Genomic DNA, 20,695 nt, shown 5'->3' with positions numbered 1-20,695 from the left:
CCTTATACCTCCAATTCATTCTTTTTGGTTCTGGCCGCCGCCTTTTTTGGGCTGGCGGCCTGTTTGCTGTCGGATAGCTGCTTGCGGATAGAGGGCCGGGGCCTGCGAATACTCACATCCCGGCGCTCGTCCCGGTTAATCACGGCATACACGCCATGCCTGCCTTTCATCCCGGTAAAACACAGGGATTTATAGGGCAGCATGGCAAAGAGCCGGTCATTATCCTTGGTGGAAGCAATCGCCGCAAAGTGCGGGGAGATCTCCACCATGAAATGCGTTTTATTGGGGCTGTTAGGCGCGGACAGATCTTTCAGGCTGTCCACAATACGCCGGGCCTCGGTTTCAATCCGGCTGTCATGCAAAGCGGTGACGTGGACTTTGAAATCGCCGGGGACGGCCCGCCCCCGGCTGTGCTGCTCCGTCCGTAGCGCCTCCTGCAGCACAGCCGGGTCATGGGGCTGGGCCTCATAGTACAAAAAGTTTCCCAATACCCGGTCAGGGCTTCCGTCAAAACGCTGGCTCTCCGGGATGTCACGGGTGCCATGCTCATAAAAGAGCCGGTTCACACTCACCGGCTGGGCGGTTTCAATGACGTGCCGGAAATGCTGCGGATAGTCCAGCTCATAGAGATTGCCCCGGATAGTGCCGCCCTGTGTGCCGGTCAGCTCCACCGCGTAGGCCAGTATCTTGTCACGGGTCTGCTCCCCGTAAAATTTCCATGTGTTGTACTGTCGGGTGTCTTTCAGGAAAACATCACGTTCCCGGAAACAGTACGTCCCGGAGGGCCGGGACATCCAGAGCAGGGTCTTGTCTGCGGCCTGATCGCTGGCGGCATCCCGCCTGATAATGTCTTTGTCAATGCCAAAGTCACTTTGATAAAACGCGGTGTTCTGCCGCATGATCTGTTCCAGCGCGGCCAGAACGTCCACATTTTCAAACTTCTGCATTTACTCTACCTCCAATCCCTTTGATTTTTCCCGCGCCGGTGGCTGCTTGGCCTGTTCGGTCTTGGCCGCGTTGAGCTGCGCCCGGATAGAGGGCTTTTCTTTCTCCCTGCGGGCCGCAAGCTGTAAGGCGCTGGGCTTTTCGCCGGAAAGGGGCTGGATGCACTTGATACGGTCAGCGACGCGGATTGTGGTGTCGTTTAACTGCCGCTGCCATGCCCCGGCCTTGGGCGACCAGCGGAAACCGTTGCTTTTCAGCTCGTCGCGTACAGCAGCATCCGGCTTCCCCTCAAAGAAGATTTGCAGGCGGTTGGCCACCCGGTTGATCTCCACAGTGCCGCCGTCAAACTCCCATCCCACATAGGCCGCCTCCTTTTGGCGGGTCAATTCCTCAATGCGGCCCTTTAACCGGCGTATCTCGGCGTTATTGTTGGAGAGCTGCCAGGACTGGAACGGTTTTTTCTCATAGTGCCAGCCCGACGCCATATCCGCTTTCAGGTTTTCAATGCCTCTTTCGGTCAGATGGGGGCATCCGTCCAGCGTCCCATGCTTGCGGTAGTAGGCATTGACGGCCTTCATCAACTCCTGCGACGCTTCCAGCTTTTCCAGTTTCTTTTCCAGCTTGGAAACGGCCTGCGGATCGTCGGCGCTGATACCACCCATGCCGGTGCTGCGGATTTTGTCAAGCAAGCCCTGAATGTACTGAAATTCCTCCATGTTGCGGTCACTGGCGGCGTTCTGCTTTTCTTTCGCCCGTACCGGGAAATTGGACGGCCCGGCAATCAGGACAGAGGGGACGCGGGCGGTAATCTCATAGCCCTTATTCATGTTCTCGGCCAGCTTGCGGGCGTAGGTGTCAAGGAGGCTGTCTATCTTTTCGTGATACTCTGGCTCCACACGCTTTTTCTGGCGCTCCGCAATTTCCACGGCCTGATCGACATAGTGCCGGTATTCCGCCGTGGCGCTGCCGGGCCGGTAGTCAGAAAAGCTCATGGCTTCCTTGGCGCGGCGGGCGGCTCCCTCATTGATGGGATAATAGCGGACAGCCGTTTGCGGGGGCGCAGCCTCCGGGGGTTCCTCCTGTGTCTGGCCGGAAGCAACTGCCACATCCTCAAAAGATAGCTGTTCGGGTTCCTCCGGCTGCGGTTCGGGCGGCGTATTGTTGATAATGCCGTCAATCATGTTTTCGTTCTGCTCCGTAGACAGTTCGGCGGTACGCAGGGGATTTTCCCGCAAAAACTCCGGCACTTCCATATAGCCGAAGCTGTCTACATAGTGGGCGGTGTCCTGTCCATTCTGGTGCAGCACCACCACGTCGGAAACGGAAAGGCTGTGTCCCCTAAAATCTGCCGGGTGGTCGATGTTGAATGTGCGGTAAATATCCTCCAAAGACGTGCTTTTATCCAGCGGTGCCGTATAAACAAGGTCATAGTTGGCACTGTCCACGGCCAGCCCTGCGGCCTGTAAACGCTCGTATGGCTCAAACCGATAGTCGCGGGTTTCCTCCCCGCCTCGAAGCTGGTAGATGGAAAAGGTGTCCTGTTGGGGTGCTTCATAGCCAGCCGCCGCGTATTCCTCCACGGTCATACCGGCTGCGGCGGCCTCCTGCGCGATCTCGGCCTGTACCTGTGCTTTGTAGTCCTGCAAGCTCTGGTCGAAGTCAGCCAGTTTCGGCGGCTCCGGCAACTGATACTGGCCCTGATTGAGCATGGGGCGGCACTCCTGCACATAAGAGAGAAGCGCCCCCAAATAGGCCGTTTCCTCCGGCGTCAGGGTTTCCCCGGACTGTAAGCGGCCCTGCGCCGTCTGTTCCATTTGGGCAAGGCTGCAATGCAGCTTCATATAGGGGACAAACTCGCCTAACAGCATATCCCGATGGGCCTTGTCCTGCTCCCAGCCCTCTATGCCGGTTGTAGCGATTACATGCTTTTTCCAGTTTTCGTCCTGCGCGTAAAATTGGTGGTAGCTCTGGATATGTTCGATCAGGGAACCGTCCCTATCTCCAAAATCCTGCCGCCCCTCGTAGCTGTCCGGCTCGCCCTGAAAGATACAGTCAATGCGGAACGCGGTTTTGTCATAGCCTGCCTCTGCCGGATATGCTGCATCCAGACGGGCAAACAGCGCGTCGGCCTCATGCAACGGCATTTGCTGGCCGTCCTTTAGCTGGGGGCTTTCGCTCCATAGCACAGTCACAAGCGGCTCGGCTGCCGGATCAAGGGCCGGGGCCTGTTCTTCCTCGGCCTGCGCCGGGGCCGCTGCCTCCGGGGTAACGTCAACCGTGACGGCCTCCTGTTCCTGCCGGGCCTCGCGCTCCTGCTGAAGCTGGGCAAAATGGCCGTCGATCTCAGTTATCAATTCGCTGGCCGTGGCCCGGATGGTTTCAAGGGAGGCTTTCAGCTCGGATAACTCCCTGCCGCTGCTCCAATCGGCCACATAGCCAAAAGAATAGTCCGACGTGTCCAGCCCGTAATACTGGCAGACGGTATAGGCCACGCTTTCGGCCTGTACCTCGCGGGTGCTGCGGTCTGGCCGGGCCGCCTGTTCCTCGGCGGGGGCCTCCCGGTCAATGGCGTGGAGCTTGGCATGGGCAATCTCATGGATGGCGGTCTTTAGGGTCTGCAATTCGCTCATGCCCTCGTTGATGGCAATGCGCTGTTTTGCGTAGAAGCAGCGGCCCTTGGCCCCGTCTGAAATCGGCTCAATGCTTATGGGATAGGGTGATGTCCGTTCCAGCGCGGCAAAGAAATCCTGATACTGCTGCACGTCGCCGGTAAGTTCACTGATATAGGGCATGGGAAAATCCTTGCCCTCGGTCTGGCTGATGTCAAAGACTGTCACCACCTTAAAGGCCGGAACCGTCACTTCCTGTTCTTCGGTCACGGGCTTGCCGTCCGCGCCGATCACGGGCTGCTGGGTGGCCGGGTCGATTTTCTCCATCTGCTGCTTAACCTTGAACGGGGCCGGGGCCAGTATCTTAATGCCTTTCTCGCCCCGCTTCACATGGCGGTCAAATTCATCCTGCCACCTGTTATAGCCCGCCACAATCGAACCGCCCTGCATGGCGATCAGCAGCGTATTGTTCAGACTGTAATCGTGCATCTTGGACATAGCGGATAAGTAAGCCATATAGCGGCTACTTTCAAAAAGCTCCTGTACGCCGGTTTCCAGACGGTCAGTAATCACTTTCATGCGTTCTTTGCTGTTCATGCCGTCCAGCATGATCGGGATAACCGGGGGCGGCGCTTTGTCGGGGCTTTCGGATGCCTCCGGCTGCTGGGCCTGCGGTTCCTCCCGGTCAGCTTCCGGCTGGGGGTAGTGCATCACCCGGTATTCCTCCGGCACCGGCTGGCCCTCATGGACGCGCTGCCATTCGTCGCCGCTTCTCACCAGATAGCCGTACTGGGTAAAAACGCCTTGTTCCTGCTGGGCAATGTGGCGTCCAAACTGCGCCGTATCAATCCCGGCTTTCCATTCCTCCGGCATATCCACCATGCCGGAACGGTTCAGGTAGTAGTCGCCCAACTGTCCATCCCCCCTAACGTCGGGAAGATGCACATAGTAATCCACATTTTCGGTGTAGTCGATGATCTGGCCGATATTCTCAAAGCCGCCACGGGGATTTTGCAGGGCGGCGTTCAGCTCTGCGATCTCGGCGGCGTCAAGCTGGCCCAGCCGGGCGGCAAGGAAATTCAGCTCGTCCACGTCGGCGGCCAGCACCATGTCATAGGGAATGGCAAGGTGTCTGTCCTCCGGGCAGGAATACCCGTTGATAAAAAAATCCTGCGGATTGTCGGCAGTAATGCCAACATCCCGCAGGGCGGCTTGCAGCGTTTCGGTTGTGGTGGGCAAATCCAGCCAGACGCCTTGTTTGCCCTGTTCCAAAAACTGCCGGTTATGGACTTGGATAGAAAATACTTCGTTCACGCGGTCACTCCTTTCTCTGTTCTGTTTCAAAAAATAGGGGGTTGGGGACTTCCCCAACAAGCAAAAATCCCCGGCCCGGCAGGGACGCGGCCGGGGGATTTTACCGGGAGTGTAGCCACACTCCCTATGCTTGCTGTGTTACTGTCCTTTAGCTCCTGTGTTCAATGCGGTAGTTGACGTACTTGCCCCCGGTATCAGCCAAAAGCACCGTCCCGTCGTAGGTTTTGCCGGTCTTTACGGAATAGAGGCCCTTTACCTTGACTTTGCCGGTTTTGAGCAGCGCAGCGGCGATCTTCGGGGTGAACGCTTTCTTGCGTTCCTCAAAAAATCGGTCATTCTTCCACATGACGAACTGGCAGGCCCGGTTTCCGCAGTAGTAGTTTTTCTTGCCCTCATAGACAGCCTCACCACAGCGGGGACACGTCCCGATAGGAACACGCTCGGCCTGAAACAATTTCTGCTTTTCCTCACTGATACAGGAATAGGTCTGCACCAGCTCCCGCGCCTGCGTCTCGATGCCGTCCATAAATTCGTCAGGATCGGCCTGCCCCTTGGCGATCTCGGTCAGCCGGTTTTCCCATTCGGCAGTAAGCTGGGGAGAAGTAAGCGCCTCCGGCAGCACCACAGCCAGATTGATGCCGTCCTTGGTGGGAATGAGCTGCTTGCCTTTTCTCTGGACAAAGCCCATCTGCACCAGCTTTTCCAGAATGGCGGCGCGGGTGGCCGGTGTGCCTAATCCCTTGCGCTCGGCATCCTCCGGCATATCCTCGGCCCCGGCCCGTTCCATAGCGGACAAAAGCGTATCTTCGGTGTAGGGCTTGGGCGGCGTGGTGAAATGCTCGGTGACAGAGGCGGCCACGTCTGCAAAGGTCTGGCCCTCGCAAAGCTCCGGCAGCTCCCGCACCGCCTCGGCGTCCTCGTCGGCGTCGGTCTTTAAGGAAGAACGGAACCGGCGTTCAATCTCTTTCCAGCCGGGGGAAAGGACGGTCTTGCCCTTGGCGGTAAACTCCTGCCCGGCACAGGTAAATGTGGCGGTGACGGCCTCATAGATATGCGGCCCGGCCACGGCACATAAGAGCTTGCAGCAGATCAGGGACAGCAGCTTTTTTTCACTCTCGGCCAGAGTGCCAAAGCCCTGCTTCACAAATTCAGCGGTGGGGATAATGGCGTGGTGGTCGGACACCTTTTTGCTGTTCAGGATGCGGTCAAACTGCGGGGAAAGGTTCAGGCCCTTGGCAAACGGCACCAGCTCCCACAGGCCGGACACAAGGCTTTCCACGGCGGGCAGCATATCGTCGGTAAGATATTGACTATCCGTTCTCGGATAGGTCAGCAGCTTCTTTAGATACAGTGCCTGGGCATAGTCAAGGGTCTGCTTGGCGGTATAGCCGAAAAGCCGGTTAGCCTCCCGCTGCAAGGTGGTAAGGTCATAGAGCTTGGGCGGCTGTTCCGTCTTTTTCTCCCGCGTCACGGAAACGCAAACGGCCTGCGCTTTTGCACAAGCCGCCTTGACGGTGTTTGCCTCGGCAGCGTCGGAAAAGCGGCTGCTTACCGCGTCCGCGCCGCCCGCCGTGATATGGACGATGTGATATTTCTCTTTCTTGAAATCGGTAATCTTGGCGTCCCTGTCCACCAGCATTTTTAAGGTCGGCGTCTGGACGCGGCCCACAGTCAGGTTCTTGTGGTACAGGACGGAAAAAAGCCGGGTGGCGTTAATGCCGATCAGCCAGTCGGCCTTGGCCCGGCACAGGGCCGATTGATACAGCGGATCATAGTCGCCGCCCGGTTTCAGGTGGGCAAAGCCGTCCTTAATAGCACTGTCCTCCATAGAGGAAATCCAAAGGCGCTCAAAGGGCTTTTGGCATCCCGCCATCTGGTAGACGAAACGGAAAATCAATTCCCCCTCGCGCCCGGCGTCGGTGGCGCACACAAGGCCGGTCACGTCGGGGCGCTGCATCAGCGAACAGAGAACGTCAAACTGCTGTTTCTTGTCGTCGGGGACGATGTACTGCCATGTTTCCGGGAGAATGGGCAAATCCTCATAGCGCCATTTTTTGAAACGCTCGTCATAGCGTCCGGCGTCGGCAAAGGACACCAGATGTCCGATGCACCAGCTCACCAGATAGCCGTTCCCCTCCAAATAGCCGTCGTGTTTCTCCGTGGCCCCGATCACGCCCGCAATGCTGCGGGCCACGCTGGGTTTTTCCGCGATTACAAGTTTATATGTCATTCCTCGTCCTCCTGTTCACTCACAAAATCAGCTTCCGGGTCAAACTCGGTTTCGGGTTCCTCGTCCTCCAAATCCTCGTCCTCCCCAAAATCATACTCGCCCAAATCGTCGCTGCCGGTGGTTTCAGCCTTGGGCTTTTTGAACTTGAAATAGTAAAGGGCCGCACCGCCGCCCGCCAGCGCCACCAGCAGGAACACGATCAGGCCGCCCGCGCCGCCCTTGGGTTCTTCCTCCGGGGCTTCGGGTTCCTCCGGCTGGGGTTCCTGCGGCTCCGGGCCGCTGCACTCGGTCAGGTTGGTTTTACATACCGGGCAATTCGTGTTCACAGCCCCGGCCTTGCATTTCGTGGTACAGGAGCAGACAGCAGCGGGGGTGACGGTTTCCCCGTCCTCCATCAGCGTCAGCAGATCGGCTTCATCCACCTGATTTAAGAAATGGACAGTTTCTTTTCCCTCGTCGTCCCGGTCAATAATCAGATAAAACACATTGCCGTTTTTGGTTTCCACGGTGATAAACTGCTTGCCATTTTTCGCGGCGCTGCCGATGTCGTCAATCAGTGACAGGTTCCCGTCCGGGGACAGGGCGGCGCTGGCCCCGCCGCCATTGAACAGTTCCAGCAGAGAAGCAATTTCCTCCGGGTCAATGGAGAGGGAAAAACCGCCCTCGCCGGTAGCCGCTACTTCCTTTTCGCTGACGGTCATATAGTCGGAATGGACATAGCCGATGCGCTCCGGCAAGAGAATTTTAATCCAGTCGCCGTCTGTGCCGACTACCTCAACCGTCGTCCCATTGGGAAGCTGGGTGAACGCGGTCTTGTCAAGCCCCGCGCCGGTGCGGACATTCAGCCTGCCGCCGTTGGTGGTGACGGTGCCGGTCTGTTCAGGTTCTTTTTTGTCGGTGCCGGTGGTGATCTGGATGCCGTCGTCCGTGGCGGCAATGCTCACCTTGGAACCGAACAGCGCGGAAAACAGGTCGGTGATGTCCTTGCCGGTCAGAGGGCCGGTATCTTTTTCGGCCTCGGTTTCTGTCCCGTCCGTGGCGGTGCCGGTTTCGTCTGTTTCAGGCTCCAAACCGCCCGTAGCGGGTTCGGTTGTAGCCTCCGGCAGCGGGGCCGGTGCCGGGTCATTGCCGCCTGCAAGGGCGGTAACGGGAAAGGCCGTGACGCAGAGCATCACGGCCAGAAGTGCGGGGAGAATACGGGAAATCCGTCTGGTCTTATTCTTCATGGGCATTGTCCTCCTGTTCATGGTAAGGGGTTGCGGCAGGGGCGGCCTGCATTGCGCCGCTGCGTAAGAACGCGGCAAATTCCTCCGGCTTCATGTTCATGCCGCGCACAAGCTGGATGATCTGCAAATTCTCCTGTTCGGTTTTCTGCGTTTCCAGCTCCCGAAGCTGTTTCTGAAACTCCGCGATCTTAGACTTGGTTTTCTGGATGTCCTTTTCGATGCGGTCAAGTTTGGTTGCCATAATTGAAAGCTCCTTTCTGGCGTTAAGGTAAACGCCCGTAACTGTAAAAATGGGATTGCCAGTAGTTTGAAGTAAGGTTCGTGTAGGAAATCGGGTTCCCGCAATGCAGCATCACATTGTTGCCCACATACAGGCCGACGTGGGACACGCCGGGGGTGTCGTAGGTTCCCTTGAAAAATACAAGGTCGCCGGGCTTGGCCTGCGAACTGGAAACAGGGGTGCAGATGTTATATAGGCCCTGCGCCCCCAGCCGTCCCACGTTCCATCCACTATGATTGATTACCCACGAAATGAAGCCGCTGCAATCAAAGCTGGTGCTGGGAGAGCTGCCGCCCCACACATAGGGATAACCGATATATTTTTCCGCCTCTTTGAGCATGGCGGCAAAGGTGGCATCCTCCAAAGCCTCCGGGGGTACGTCGTAGTAGGTCGGCGGCGTCAGGGTGGAGGCGTTGGGGTACTGGCTGCCGGAAAACAGATCAGGCCGGTTTCCTAGCGTGGACATATACAGGGAATAGAAACTTAGCGTTTCCTCGTCCATGATATAGACTGGCACATGGGACAGGTCGAAGTTTTCCAGCGTGACGTAGCAGATGTAATAGTCATACGGCACTTGGTAGGTGTCTGTATGGGTGTTGCCCTCCGCGTCCGTCCATGTATCGGTTTCGGTGCGGTAACGGGTTTCTACCACGACGTTTTCTGTCAGGATATATTGCTTGTCAAAGAGCATGGACAAATCACCCTGTACCTCCCCGATGGTAAATATCCCGTCATGGAGCGCCGACAGAATGGAAATCAGCACATAGGGGTCATGGCTGATCTCGTCAAGGTCAAAATGGTATTCGTCATAGTCATGGGTGGCCTCGTAGTTGTCCAGATAGTCTTGCAGCTCGGCTTCCAGCTCCGCGTAGGCGTCCTCGGCGGCCAACATATCGCTATCCTCGGAAAAGTAAGAGGACGCCGTGATGCCGCTTCCGGCGCTGCCGAACATGGCGGTGCAGGACTGTAAGCCGCCGATGATAAGCAGCATCAAAAGCCCCAACACAAGGACGGCCAGCGCCCCTTTCCAGTGGCGGGCCACAAAGGAGGCCGCCCGTTCACTTTCTTTGGCTGCGGCCTTGGCCGCTTTCGTGGAGGCCCCGGCTGTCTTGGCCGCGCCCTGTGCCGCCGCGCCTGCGGTCTGGCCCGCTGTCCGGGCGGCCTTGGCGTACTGGCGCTTGATCTGCTGTTTCTGCCAGAACCGGGAAATGGGGTTGCTGGCCGCCTGTGCGATCTCCGGGTTATCCCGCAAAGATTTCTGGTAGAAATACTCCGCGTTGGCAGACAATAGCCTGCGCTCGGCCTTTTCCGCGTCCCAGTAGGGTTTCAGCCTGTGGTGCCGGATGGTGCTGCGGATGGCTTTTCCGGCCTGCCGCTCGGCAAGTTCCTCCCCCTTATGGCCGCCCTCCACACCCACGTTTTCATGCTCGACTTCATGGATTTTCCCGTGGCCGAATAGAAAAACCTCGGAAACAGGACGGCCTGCCGGATTGGGTTTCAGGGAGGGAGGCCCCTTGTCCTGTTTGTCAAAGTGCAGGACGGTCTTTGCTTTGCCGCTTGCCTCGTCAAAGACGGTTTCCTTGACCGGGACGCGCTTCTTGGGGATGGCGGCGCGGGCCTTATCCAGCTTATCGGCCCGTTTGTCCGATTTTCGGATATAGGGCTGTAAATCCGGGTCGGCCCGTTCTTCCTCCGACAGTTGGAGCCGGGCGGATGGCCGGTGCAGGGCAGCGTCCCCCTCGGCGGCCACAGCCCCGGCCTGCTTCGCGGCTTTCTTGGCCTTATGGCCGTCATGGATGGCGTCGGCCCGTTCCAGCAGCTTATCGGCGGTGCCGCCCGGCCCCGGCGCGGACAAATCCTGTTCGGCCTCCCGGCTGGAAATGTTCTCCACCTCGCCGGTGGCCTGATTTTCCAGCGTCAGCCCGTCGCGGGTCATGGCCTGCGTCACTTTCGCCTTGGCTTTCAGCTCTTTCATGGTGGTTCACCTCCTTTGTGGCGTCGCCGGGTCATACTCCCGCCACCTCGTTTAAGCGGGTCGTCATAATCTTGTAAAGCTGGGTGTTGTGCGGGATGGGGTTGGTAAAGGGCAGCACCACGTTTTCAAAGATCAAAAGGCCCTCGCCGGGTTCGGAATTGTCGATGTACTTCTGCTGTTCGGTGGACAAATTCAAGCGTTCCGCAAGGATTTTTCTATCCCCGGACGCCTGATTGAGCAGCGTAATGAAGTCGCTGTTTTCAAGGATATTTTCAATTTCCGGGGAGGAAAGCAGGTCTTTGACGTTCTGGGTGGCACCTGTTGGAATGCCGCCCCATTTCCTAAACCGCTTCCAAATCTCCGCAGAATAGGCCGCCGTCTGTTCCTCTTTCAAAAGCAAATGGAACTCGTCGGCAAAATACCATGTGGCCTTTCCTTGGCTTCGGTTGGCCGTGACGCGCCCCCATATCTGGTCTTGGACAATGAGCATCCCCAGCTTTTTGAGCTGCTTGCCCAGCTCCTTAATGTCAAAGGACACAAGCCGGTTGCCGATGTCCACGTTGGTACGGTGGTTAAATACGTTCAGGGAGCCGGACACATACAGGTCAAGGGCCTGCGCCACCCGGTCAGCCTCCGGGACATGCTGATCTAACAACGCTTTGTGGAGGTCGGACAGGATCGGCATATTCTCCGGGCGGGGGTCTGCCAGATAGGGCCGGTAGATCACGCGCACAGCCCGGTCTATCACGGTCTTTTCAATGGCTTCCAGCCCGTTCTTGCCGCCCATGACAAGCTCACAGAACGACAGCACAAAGTCGGATTTCAGGGCCAGCGGGTTATCGTCCTCCGAATAATTCAGGTTGATGTCCAGCGGGTTCACAAAGTCCTTGCTGGTAGGCGACAGCCGGATTACCTGTCCGTGGAGCCGTTTGACAAGGGGGTAATATTCGGCCTCCGGGTCTGAAATAAAAATATCGTCAGGCGTCGTTAAGAACACACTGACGATCTCGGATTTACAGCTCATGGATTTGCCGCTGCCGGGGGTGCCGAGCTTCAAGGCATTGGGGCAACGGGCCTGCTTCCTGTCCAGCATAATCATGTTGCGGGACTTGGCGTTGATGCCGTAATACATGGCCGCGCCGCCCTGAAAAAGCTCCTGCGTCACAAAGGGGACGAACACGGCCACGCTGGAAGTCGTAAGGCTGCGCTGTATCTTGATCTGATTGACGCCCAGCGGCAGGCTGCTTGCAAGGCCCTGTTCCTGCTGGTAGTCCAGCCGGACAAGGGGACAGTTATGCTTTTGGGCCACGCCTGCGGCTTGGAACACGTCGTTATTCAGCTTTTGCTTGGTGTCGGCCACGTTGAGGACAAGGAACGTCAACTGGAACAGCCGTTCATTGCGGGTCTGCAACTTTGTCAGCAGCTTCTTGGCGTCCTCGCCGTAGGTGGCAAGGTCGCTGGGAAGAATGTCCATATCGTAACCGCTGCGGACGGCCTTTTTCTGCTCCGCAATCTTCATAGCGTCAAGGTCGGTAATTTTGCGCTTGATGGTCTTGATCGCCTTGGTCTGTTCAATGGCCTGCACATGGAGATTGACTAAAACACCGCTTTCCGTATTGAGGAAGTCGGCCAGCATATCGTCCGACAGCTCCGGGGACAGGATTTGCAGGAAACTTACCGCGCCGTATTTGCCGCCCATGCCGAATGTCTTTGCATTGCCGAAGCACAGGGAGGACGGGGCAATAAAATCCTTGGTGGAGAGGCCGGACGGGGCCAGCCACTTCCAGTCAAAATTGAATATCTCGCCGTCCGGGTGGTACACGCCATGCAGCAGGTTCAGCCGTTCCCAGCCGTCCATCACATGGGCTACGGCCCCCATGCTCTTGAAATAGCCTAACAGGTCAAAGCCGATGCGCTTCAATCTGGCTCGCGCCGCTTTCACGCTTTCGGCCTCGATGGTGAATGTCAGGTATTTGGTCTTTACCATGCCGTTGTTGCCGTTTGCAAGCTGCTTTTGCAGAATGCCGGTGTACTCGGCCCGGATGTCGTCGAAGTCGTCCCCCTGCGGCGCGATCTCAAAGCTCTTGGCGTACTGCACCGGGTCAACTTTCCGATTGAGGAAAGAAAACTGGATATGAATGGAGGCGTCCACATAGTTATACAGGTCGCACAGTTTTTCAAAGATAGCCGTCTGCGTGTCCGGCTGGGCAAGCTGATAGCTGATGTCCGCAAACTCAATGCACTTGGAAAAGACGCCGGGCGATACCCGGCACACGCCGTCCGGGTACATGACCTCGTAGGGGATGCTCTGCTGCGCCGTGTGGGGCCTGCCGTCGCCCTTATATTTACGGATTACCGCGTCAATTTCTTTTCGCTGGGCGCGGGTCAGCTTTGTTTTTTCGGTTTCTCTTGGGATTTCCTTTTTGGACAATGGCCTTTACCTCCTGTTCCATCTGGTATTGCCGCACAAGGGCGGTGTAGGTGTTGTCGGTCTGATAGGGACGCTCCTTTGGCTGGATGAAGCAGCACTGGATGATCTGCATAATCACCACTTCAAGGGGCTGGCCGTGACGCTCGTACATGGCAAGCAAAAAGCCCGGCAGCATGGCAAATACCATGAGCAGGGCCGCCGCGCTGTTGGTAAGATAGTCACGGGTGAGAAAATATAAGGGGACGCCGATCACCAGCGCCCCGGAAAAACAGATCAGTTGCCGTTTGGTAAGCCCAAACACAACCTTGCTTTTCACATGGGTTAAGTCCTTGGGGACGGTTACATAAGCCATTTGGCACCTCCTTTCACGTCAGGATAAGGTCACATTCCACCTCGTTCCCCCACACGTCCCAGCCGGGGGTTTTCTGTCTGGCAAACAGCTCCACGCGGGGCAAATCGCCCGCCAGCTCTACGATTTTTTCACGGGTCACATCCGGCTTTTTGCTGTGTTGTTCAATCGGGCTGATAATAAACTGATGGACAGAGGCAGAACGACGCTTCGGCTTGCCGTGTGTTGCCAGCAGGCAGATTTCCGCGTTTCCCCTTGTCCAGCGGCCCAGCCCGTAAAACCATGTAAGGCTTTTACGGTTCTGTTTCAGCCATACAAAAGCCACGGTCTTGAATGAAAAGCCCCACGCTTTGATTAACCGCAGAGCTTCCGGCAGCATGGGGAATGTGGCCCACAAAAACAGCAGGCAGTCTTTGGACGCCAGCCGTTCCACCGGCAGGGCGCACAGCTCGTCAATGCTCATGGTGGAATAGTGATTTTCCGCTGCGCCCTGTACGTTTTTGCAGTCATACCGCCACGGCGGGTCAGCGTAAATGATGTTGTACGTTGAAATAAACAAGTTCCTCCTGTGTATGCTTGGATTTTGGGATCAATGCGCCCCGAATACGGCCTTTGATATACTGCCGGTCTTGAACAGGCAGAAGCACAGCAGCACCGTATAGCCCATACAGCCCCAGATTGCGCCGGATATGTCGGAAGCGGAACCGATATTCTGTATCAGCACCGCGTAGATACCCACCACAACCATGATTAAAAAGGCTTGGAAGCCCAGCGCCAGCAGGGATTTCAGATACCCTTGGCCCATGCCGCGCCATTCCGCGTTGCCCATTGTGGCAAGGGGGATAGGCCCCAGCGACGTGACAACATAGATTTCCACCATGCGGCCATAGGTCACAAGGAAAATGCAGATGGAAAGGATATTCATGGTGAGGCCCACAACAAGGGTTTGGAACCACAGCCCCAAAAGAGCGCCCACGCTCATAGCCTCCAATTGGCTTTCAAGGTCTGGTATCAGGGTGTTAAAATCAATGGATGTCTGCCCGATAATCACACCGGCGCTTTGATTGACGACGCTTTGGGTGGCGTCGAATACGCCCATGACGATGTTCCATGTGTTCGTTACGATCAGGATTGCAAACGCGGATTTGAATATCCAGCGGAAGAACATGGAGCTGTCAAAGTCGTGCATATTGTTCTTTTCCGTTATCATCTGGATAAGCTCATAGCACATGACAAGGGCGAGTATGGCCCCGGCTATGGGGACGATCACGGTTTCCGACAGGCTGTGCAGCATATTGAAAATACCGCTGTTCCATGCCTGCGGGGTTCGTCCCACGTCGGCGGCGATTTCTCCGACTTTGGCATTTACCGTATCGAACAGCCCGGACAGGTTGCCCGTGATACCGTCCATGAGGATGCCTTTTATCCATTCTTCAATGATTTCACTAATCACGGGTAGCACCTCCTTTCCCGCGCCCTCCCGGTCTGGCCGGGAGGACGCGGAGGCGATTAGTTAAGGGTTTGGACAGGGACAAAGGCCAGGATCAGCCCAGCAGCCCGGACAGCAGGGGAACCAGAGTGACACCGATCAGGGCCACGCCGCCGCCAGCGACAAGCTGCTTGACACCCTGCGATTTTGCCCCCGGATTGTCCTGCCCGTATCCCTCCAACAGATTGATGCCGCCCCATACGCACAGAGCGCCGCCCAGTCCGATCACGATAGTCTGCAAAGTAGTAACTGCGGAATTAAAAAATGCCATAAATTTACCTCTTTCTGCCGGTTTCCGGCTCATAATGATTTTTTGATTTTGTTGTTGGAATGAAAAAAGCCGCTGTTTATTCAGCGGCGGCGTCCTCGTCCGACAGGTCGATTTCATACAGGTCGAATACTTCATCCTGCGTTACCACTTGCTGCCGTTTCCGGCGCGTGATAGTCAAAAATCTGTCCACGTCAAAGGTATTCTTCTTGTCGGCGTCGGCAAGGTATTTGTACCGGGGATGCTTGGTAATATCGAATTTCTCCGATAAAAACGGGCGCACACCCCGTAGCTGCAAGATACACTTGCCGCCGTCCATCACGGCAATTTCGTCTTGGGACATCAACTCCTTTCCTAATTTTTGATAGTTCAATCCGTGGGACGTTTGGCTTCCCCGGTTCTCGCTGGTGTTGAAACTGTCAATCGTTTCTTTCCCCAGCGCATCGGAAATCTCCTTGGCATTTTTGCCGCGCCCACTAAGGAAAAGCACACTATCGCAGTTATCCGAAATGATCTCGGCGGCGTCCTTGTAAATCGCTTTTAGCTGCGACTGGCTCTGCAAAATAATAGAGGCCGATATTTCACGGCTTCGAATGGTGGCAATGAGTTTATCGAAATTGGGTATTTGGCCAATGTTGGCAAATTCATCCAAAATCAGGCGTACATGGACAGGCAGCCGCCCGCCGTACACATCATCAGCCCGGTCACAAAGCAGGTTGATTAGCTGGCTTTGGAGCATAGCCAGAATGAAATTAAAGGTCGTGTCCGTATCGCTCATAATGAGATACAGCACCGTCTTTTCGTCCCCGATGGTGTCCAGCTCCATTTCGTCGTCCTCCATCAGCTCGCGTACCTCCCGGATGTCAAAGGGCGCAAGTCTGGCACCGCATGAAATCAGGATGGAAGAACGGGTCTTGCCTGCGGACAGCAGGAATTTCTTGTACTGGCGCACCGCAAAATGGTCGGGGTCTTTCTGCTCCAAACGCTCAAACATGAGATCGACGGGGCTTTGAAACTCCGGGTCGTCCTCGCGGGCTTCACTGGCGTTTATCATTTCCAGCAGCGTTGAGAAGTTCATTTCCTCCGCTGGGGCCTCGTACCAGATATAGCCGATCAGGGCCGAATAAAACAACCGTTCCGACTTCACCCAAAAATCCTCCGCTGACTTTTCCCCCTCGCCCTTGGTGTTGGAAATCAGGGTATTTACCAGCTTTAGCACGTCCTTTTCCGAATGGATGTAGACAAAGGGGTTGTACTTCATGGACTTGGAAAAGTTAATGGTATTCAGGATTTTAATGCGGTAGCCCGCCTGCTGGAACATCCTGCCGGTTTCCAGAACCAAAGTGCCTTTCGGATCTGTCACCACAAACGAAGTCGGATAGTCCGTGGTCGGAAAGCATTGCATCAGGTTGGGTTTCACGAAAAATCTCGTTTTCCCTGAACCGCTGCCACCGATCACCAGCACGTTTTTATTCCGCGCTGTCTTGGGGTCTTTGGGCCTGCCGGTCATGGTAAGCCGTTCCGTTTGGGTGAGCAGGATATTATTTTCAAACTTGGGGTCGATGTAAGGCGCTATGTCTTTGGCCGTCCCCCAGCGGGCGCTGCCATACTCCATGCCTTTGCGGTATTTCTTCACGTTCTTGCTCTTGCAGTACACCACCAGCCGCACGATCACGGCACCGGCGATACCGATACACAGGTCAAACAGGTGCAGGCTTGGCAGCGGGTTGGCAAAAGCCGCCGCAAAACCATCCGCAAAATGCAGGAGCTTCCCCGACAGGTCAGCACCAGCGGCCAGCCGGTACGCCTCCCCGCATTTCGCAAACAGGTACACAAAAATCAGATACGGGAGGTTCAGGATCAGCAATTTCTTTACGTCAGGCTTCACAGTTCCAGCCCCCTTTCCTTGATTTTCTCCTTGGCCCGCTGCTTGGTCTGGGCCGCCGCCTTTTGCTTCACAGCGGACAAAACCTTGCGGATAGAGGGCCGCTGCTCCTTGGAAAGCGTCTTGGCGGTAAACTCCCGAAACGCCAGATCAAGGTTATCTGCATCCTTGGCCTTGAAAATCACAACGTAGTGGGGCGGCTGGGTGGTCTTATCTTTTCGTAAGGTAAAATCCACGCCGTATTTCTTGGCGCATGGCTTGAACGCTCCAATGTTGGCCTCGGTGATCTCAATGTTGGAGAGATCAGCCCCATGCTTTTTAAGCTGCTTTAGGCTCTGCTGGCCGTGGTGCAGCGTGTTTTTGCCCTTGGCCCGGTGTTGCAGGTACTTTTTCAGCGCCGCTTGCAGCACTTGAGCCGTGAGCTTGCCCGTTTTCATGGACAGGGCAATGGTCTTTTGAGTAACTTCTTCCTGCAATCGCATCCCTCCTTGTCAGAAAGTCAAAAGCGGCGTCTAAGGCGGAACCACCAGACGCCGCAGGTAGATATAGGTCAAATCCGCACCCGCAGGCCGGAAAGGTCGTCGGCCCGGATGCCGACAAGATACCAGTTTTCGGCCATTTCAATGCGGGTGGGCCTCCATTTGCCGCCGATCATCACGTCGAAACACTCCCCGCAATGCAGGCCGCCGTAATAGTCGGCCAGATCAAAGCGGATGTCGTAACGGTCTGTTCGCTCGTCAAAAATCAATGCGCCCTGCTTCATAGGGTCGTCCTCCTTTTCTCGTTACAGGCTTTCGCCCTCGCCGCAGGAATAGTCCGGCAGGCCGGATTTAGGCTTTCCCCAATCGGGCTGTGCCATGTCGTGCGCGACAAGGGCCGTGTAGTAGTTGGAAATGGTGCTGGGGGCGTTGAACAGCATAGCCCGCAGGTATTGTTTGATATTGCGGACTTTCGTTGTGTTCTCCCGCAGACAGTCAAGGACAAAGCGGATATGTTCGCCGGTCAGCTTCATGTACTTGGATTTCACCAGCTCGGCAGGGTAGTCGTCCCCGGCGACACGGATTGTCTTTCGGGCGGTGCAGACGGTTTCCAGCATCAGGTCTACGATTTCGTCAAGCTGTTCACGGTCAATGCTCCTGTCCTGAATGAGATAGGCATACTCGATGTTCTCCAAAATGATTTCCCGATAAATCCGTACAGCCTCATCCTTTCCTGTCCTTTTCCGTTCCGGCGGCGTAGCCGCTGCCTCGCCCTCCATAGGGGCAGGGGTCGGGGATGGGATAGGAATGGAATGGGTACTTTGTCCATCTGTAATTATTTTTTCTTTTTTTGATAAGTCAGTTCTTTGTACTTCTTTATTTAATTGCGTTGGATTTTCCGACGCCGGATTATCCGATGTCGGATTTTCCAACACCGGGTTATCCGATGTTGGATTTTCCAATACCGGGTTTTCCAATACCGGCTGTTCGTAGATGGTATAGACCATATCGGCCATTTTGCCTTTTGCGTCACGGCCCTGCTCACGCCGGATATATCCAGCTTTTTCAAGCTCCCATACCGCTGTCCTGATCGCGTCGATGCTTTCCCGGTTGATATAGGACAGTCCTTTTAGGGTATAGTCCCAATCCTCCGGCAAGGACAACATCTGCGACAGCAGGCCCTTGGCCTTTAAGGTCAGGTTCTTATTCCGCAGGTGGTGATTTGACATCACCGTATAGCCTTTGTTCTTTTCCACACGGAAAACTGCCATAGCGTTGTTCGCTCCTTTCACTGTGAATTTGACCGCTGCATAGTCGGTCAGCTTGCCCGGCTGATAGGGACACTCTGCAAACTGGCAGAATTGATATTTCCAATCCGGGCGGTAAAATCGGCAGGTGCCGCAATCCTCCGGCGCGTCCGCCCCGCCGCCGTCGTAGTGATCGAAACCGGGCTTTTCCTGCATCAGCCGTTCAAACGCCCGGTCAGGGCCGGAAGTAAATAGCATGGCGTCGCCTCCTTTCTCTATTTGGGCATAAAAAAGCGGCGTCCTGTTCTCCCATGACGGGAAAGAGGAACGCCGCGTTTACGGTGTCGTATTCAATTTATGATGTGCCGTATTTGGGGTGGCGGGTATTAGCAGTATGGTTCAGCATATATGCGGCTCAATCCGAAAGTAGTAAATTGGTAGTAAATTGAGTTCTCATATCCTGCGAAATGCCCGTATTTCCGGGGCTTTCAGCGATAACCTAAAATTTTATTATAAAAGTATACCCTAAACTTATCTCTGAATACCCTGTTCCATTTCAAATGAGAGATTCTTTGCAAAGAAATGATGAAACTAAACTTCATGTAGCTGCAAGAGAGGCACTGGTTAATTCAGTCATTCATGCTGATTTTAAAGAGGAAAGTTGCTCAATATTGATTGTAAAAAAGGAGGAATATATTTCTTATTCAAATCCGAGCTTACTAAGATTACCTATTGAACAAATATATCAAGGGGGAATATCTGTTCCTAGAAATATCACCTTACAAAAGCTTTTTAGGTTTATTGGATTTGGAGAAAGCGCTGGATCTGGGTATGATAAAATATTAGAGCCTTCAAGATTAGAAGGATTTAAAGTTCCAGAGTTGAGTGAGAATCAAGAAATGAGAATGACAAATCTTAAATTATGGGTTGTAAAGGAAGAAAGTAGGGCATTAAATGGGGCATTAAATGGGGCATTAGAATATGCATTAAGTGAAAAAGAACAGGTTGTTTTAAATGTGATCAAAGAATATCCTAATTTAAATAGAAAAAAAATCTTTGAGAAAACTAAGATTCCTTTGACCAGTTTGGATCGATACTTAAACAAGTTAATCGCTTTAGGTTTAATTGTAAAGAAAGGTGAACGTAAAACAGTGGGTTATATTGCTAGTGATTTAACACATAATGATCTATTAATCTAACAAAATGTATAAATATTTGCATATGAAAATGAACAGGGTATATTTTGAGTAGAAAGAGATTAAACTCTCTGTGGATATAGGTTTCTGACCGCTTGAGGTTGGATATGCAGTTTGATGCGCGCCTATATCCTTTCTATATCTGAAATACAATATTTGAGGTACAATAACTAATATTATTATGTCATTTTTTCATTTAGACAAAATAAAAACAATGGAATGTGTAGTAGATGAACGCAGGCGCAGAAACAGTAATGGTATCTATTTTTACATATAATCCGCGTCTGATGAATCAATTTGTAGAAGCATTAAAAAATAAGGGGTGTCTCCTATTTTCTTTTTGGGAATGTGGAAAACAGGAACAAATTTTCTTTTTAGCAAAAACTCAGGACATGGTACGATTTCTACAAAATTACCAAGCTAAAATTTCACAAACTTTTTGTGTGAAGGTCAATTACAAATAAAAAAGACACCTTACAATTTCATGTAAAGTGTCAAAAAACCTTTAAAATGGCACCCTCGTCCAGAATCGAACTGGAAATCCAGCTTTAGGAGAGCTGTGGTATATCCGTTTACCTACGAGGGTAGCTGTGAAATATCCCGGTTATTCTAAAACTGTATATATCCGTAACGGAAGCTGGAGCATTCCTGCATTTTTCTTATACAATAACGGGATAAACGAAATGCCGTCTTTAGTATTATACCATAATCTTTGATAATGAAAAGATGATAAACGTAAAAATTTAACCCAATATCAGAAGGAATATGATCA

General features: G+C 54.2%; 16 protein-coding genes, 1 tRNA gene and 1 pseudogene. 2 read left to right on the top strand and 16 right to left on the bottom strand.

Annotation, left to right across the window (positions count from 1 at the left end; genetic code table 11):
- Window positions 1–2: 2 nt before the first annotated feature.
- The 15 genes from GKZ87_16940 to GKZ87_16870 form a co-directional block, all read right to left on the bottom strand.
- Window positions 3–947 (bottom strand): hypothetical protein, encoded by a 945-nt coding sequence (locus tag GKZ87_16940; GenBank protein ID QSI27050.1) that lies wholly within the window; start codon window positions 945–947, stop codon window positions 3–5.
- Complete coding sequence (locus tag GKZ87_16935) at window positions 948–4,868, bottom strand: DUF4316 domain-containing protein (protein QSI27049.1); 3,921 nt, start codon at window positions 4,866–4,868, stop codon at window positions 948–950. It abuts the gene before it with no gap.
- Between the two features lie 148 nt (window positions 4,869–5,016).
- Window positions 5,017–7,098 carry a DNA topoisomerase III gene (gene topB, locus GKZ87_16930; protein ID QSI27048.1) on the bottom strand — a complete coding sequence of 694 codons (2,082 nt, stop codon included), beginning with the start codon at window positions 7,096–7,098 and terminating at the stop codon, window positions 5,017–5,019.
- Entirely contained in the window at window positions 7,095–8,324 is a 1,230-nt protein-coding gene (locus GKZ87_16925) for a DUF4366 domain-containing protein (protein ID QSI27047.1), read from the bottom strand. The genes topB and GKZ87_16925 overlap by 4 nt, the downstream gene beginning before the upstream one ends.
- On the bottom strand, window positions 8,314–8,565 hold the full coding sequence (locus tag GKZ87_16920) for a DUF4315 family protein (GenBank protein QSI27046.1): 252 nt from the start codon (window positions 8,563–8,565) through the stop codon (window positions 8,314–8,316). Before GKZ87_16920 ends, GKZ87_16925 begins: the two co-directional genes overlap by 11 nt.
- 22 nt (window positions 8,566–8,587) lie before the next feature.
- Window positions 8,588–10,579, bottom strand: a complete 1,992-nt coding sequence (locus tag GKZ87_16915; GenBank protein ID QSI27045.1) for an NlpC/P60 family protein — start codon at window positions 10,577–10,579, stop codon at window positions 8,588–8,590.
- Window positions 10,580–10,610: 31 nt separating this feature from the next.
- The gene (locus tag GKZ87_16910; protein ID QSI27044.1) at window positions 10,611–13,010 is read right to left on the bottom strand and encodes a PrgI family protein; all 2,400 of its coding nucleotides are present in this window, start codon (window positions 13,008–13,010) and stop codon (window positions 10,611–10,613) included.
- A complete protein-coding gene (locus tag GKZ87_16905) occupies window positions 12,940–13,362 on the bottom strand; it encodes a PrgI family protein (protein ID QSI27043.1) in 423 nt (140 codons plus the stop codon). Before GKZ87_16905 ends, GKZ87_16910 begins: the two co-directional genes overlap by 71 nt.
- A 13-nt stretch (window positions 13,363–13,375) precedes the next feature.
- Window positions 13,376–13,918 (bottom strand): DNA methyltransferase, encoded by a 543-nt coding sequence (locus tag GKZ87_16900; GenBank protein ID QSI27042.1) that lies wholly within the window; start codon window positions 13,916–13,918, stop codon window positions 13,376–13,378.
- A gap of 30 nt (window positions 13,919–13,948) precedes the next feature.
- Window positions 13,949–14,812 carry a hypothetical protein gene (locus tag GKZ87_16895; GenBank protein QSI27041.1) on the bottom strand — a complete coding sequence of 288 codons (864 nt, stop codon included), beginning with the start codon at window positions 14,810–14,812 and terminating at the stop codon, window positions 13,949–13,951.
- Window positions 14,813–14,903: 91 nt separating this feature from the next.
- On the bottom strand, window positions 14,904–15,119 hold the full coding sequence (locus GKZ87_16890; protein ID QSI28001.1) for a conjugative transfer protein: 216 nt from the start codon (window positions 15,117–15,119) through the stop codon (window positions 14,904–14,906).
- A 76-nt stretch (window positions 15,120–15,195) separates the two neighbouring features.
- Window positions 15,196–17,004 (bottom strand): TraM recognition domain-containing protein, encoded by a 1,809-nt coding sequence (locus GKZ87_16885; protein QSI27040.1) that lies wholly within the window; start codon window positions 17,002–17,004, stop codon window positions 15,196–15,198.
- On the bottom strand, window positions 17,001–17,477 hold the full coding sequence (locus tag GKZ87_16880; protein QSI27039.1) for a DUF3801 domain-containing protein: 477 nt from the start codon (window positions 17,475–17,477) through the stop codon (window positions 17,001–17,003). The genes GKZ87_16885 and GKZ87_16880 overlap by 4 nt, the downstream gene beginning before the upstream one ends.
- A 74-nt stretch (window positions 17,478–17,551) precedes the next feature.
- Entirely contained in the window at window positions 17,552–17,764 is a 213-nt protein-coding gene (locus tag GKZ87_16875) for a hypothetical protein (GenBank protein QSI27038.1), read from the bottom strand.
- 21 nt (window positions 17,765–17,785) lie between these two features.
- Window positions 17,786–18,985, bottom strand: a complete 1,200-nt coding sequence (locus GKZ87_16870; GenBank protein QSI27037.1) for a helix-turn-helix domain-containing protein — start codon at window positions 18,983–18,985, stop codon at window positions 17,786–17,788.
- Window positions 18,986–19,230: 245 nt separating this feature from the next.
- Here GKZ87_16870 and GKZ87_16865 point away from each other — a divergent pair.
- Together GKZ87_16865 and GKZ87_16860 are read left to right on the top strand one after the other, a co-directional pair.
- A pseudogene (locus GKZ87_16865) lies at window positions 19,231–19,926 on the top strand (AAA family ATPase).
- Window positions 19,927–20,153: 227 nt separating this feature from the next.
- Window positions 20,154–20,387, top strand: a complete 234-nt coding sequence (locus tag GKZ87_16860) for a hypothetical protein (GenBank protein QSI27036.1) — start codon at window positions 20,154–20,156, stop codon at window positions 20,385–20,387.
- Between the two features lie 47 nt (window positions 20,388–20,434).
- On the opposite strand, the gene GKZ87_16855 is transcribed toward GKZ87_16860, so the two are convergent.
- Window positions 20,435–20,509, bottom strand: a tRNA-Arg gene (locus GKZ87_16855).
- Between the last annotated feature and the right edge of the window lie 186 nt (window positions 20,510–20,695).

The organism is Erysipelotrichaceae bacterium 66202529, assembly GCA_017161075.1.
GTDB lineage: Bacteria > Bacillota_I > Bacilli_A > Erysipelotrichales > Erysipelotrichaceae > Clostridium_AQ.
The sequence above is the reverse complement of the archived record's forward strand: the minus strand, read 5'-3'. Positions and strand labels throughout refer to the sequence as shown.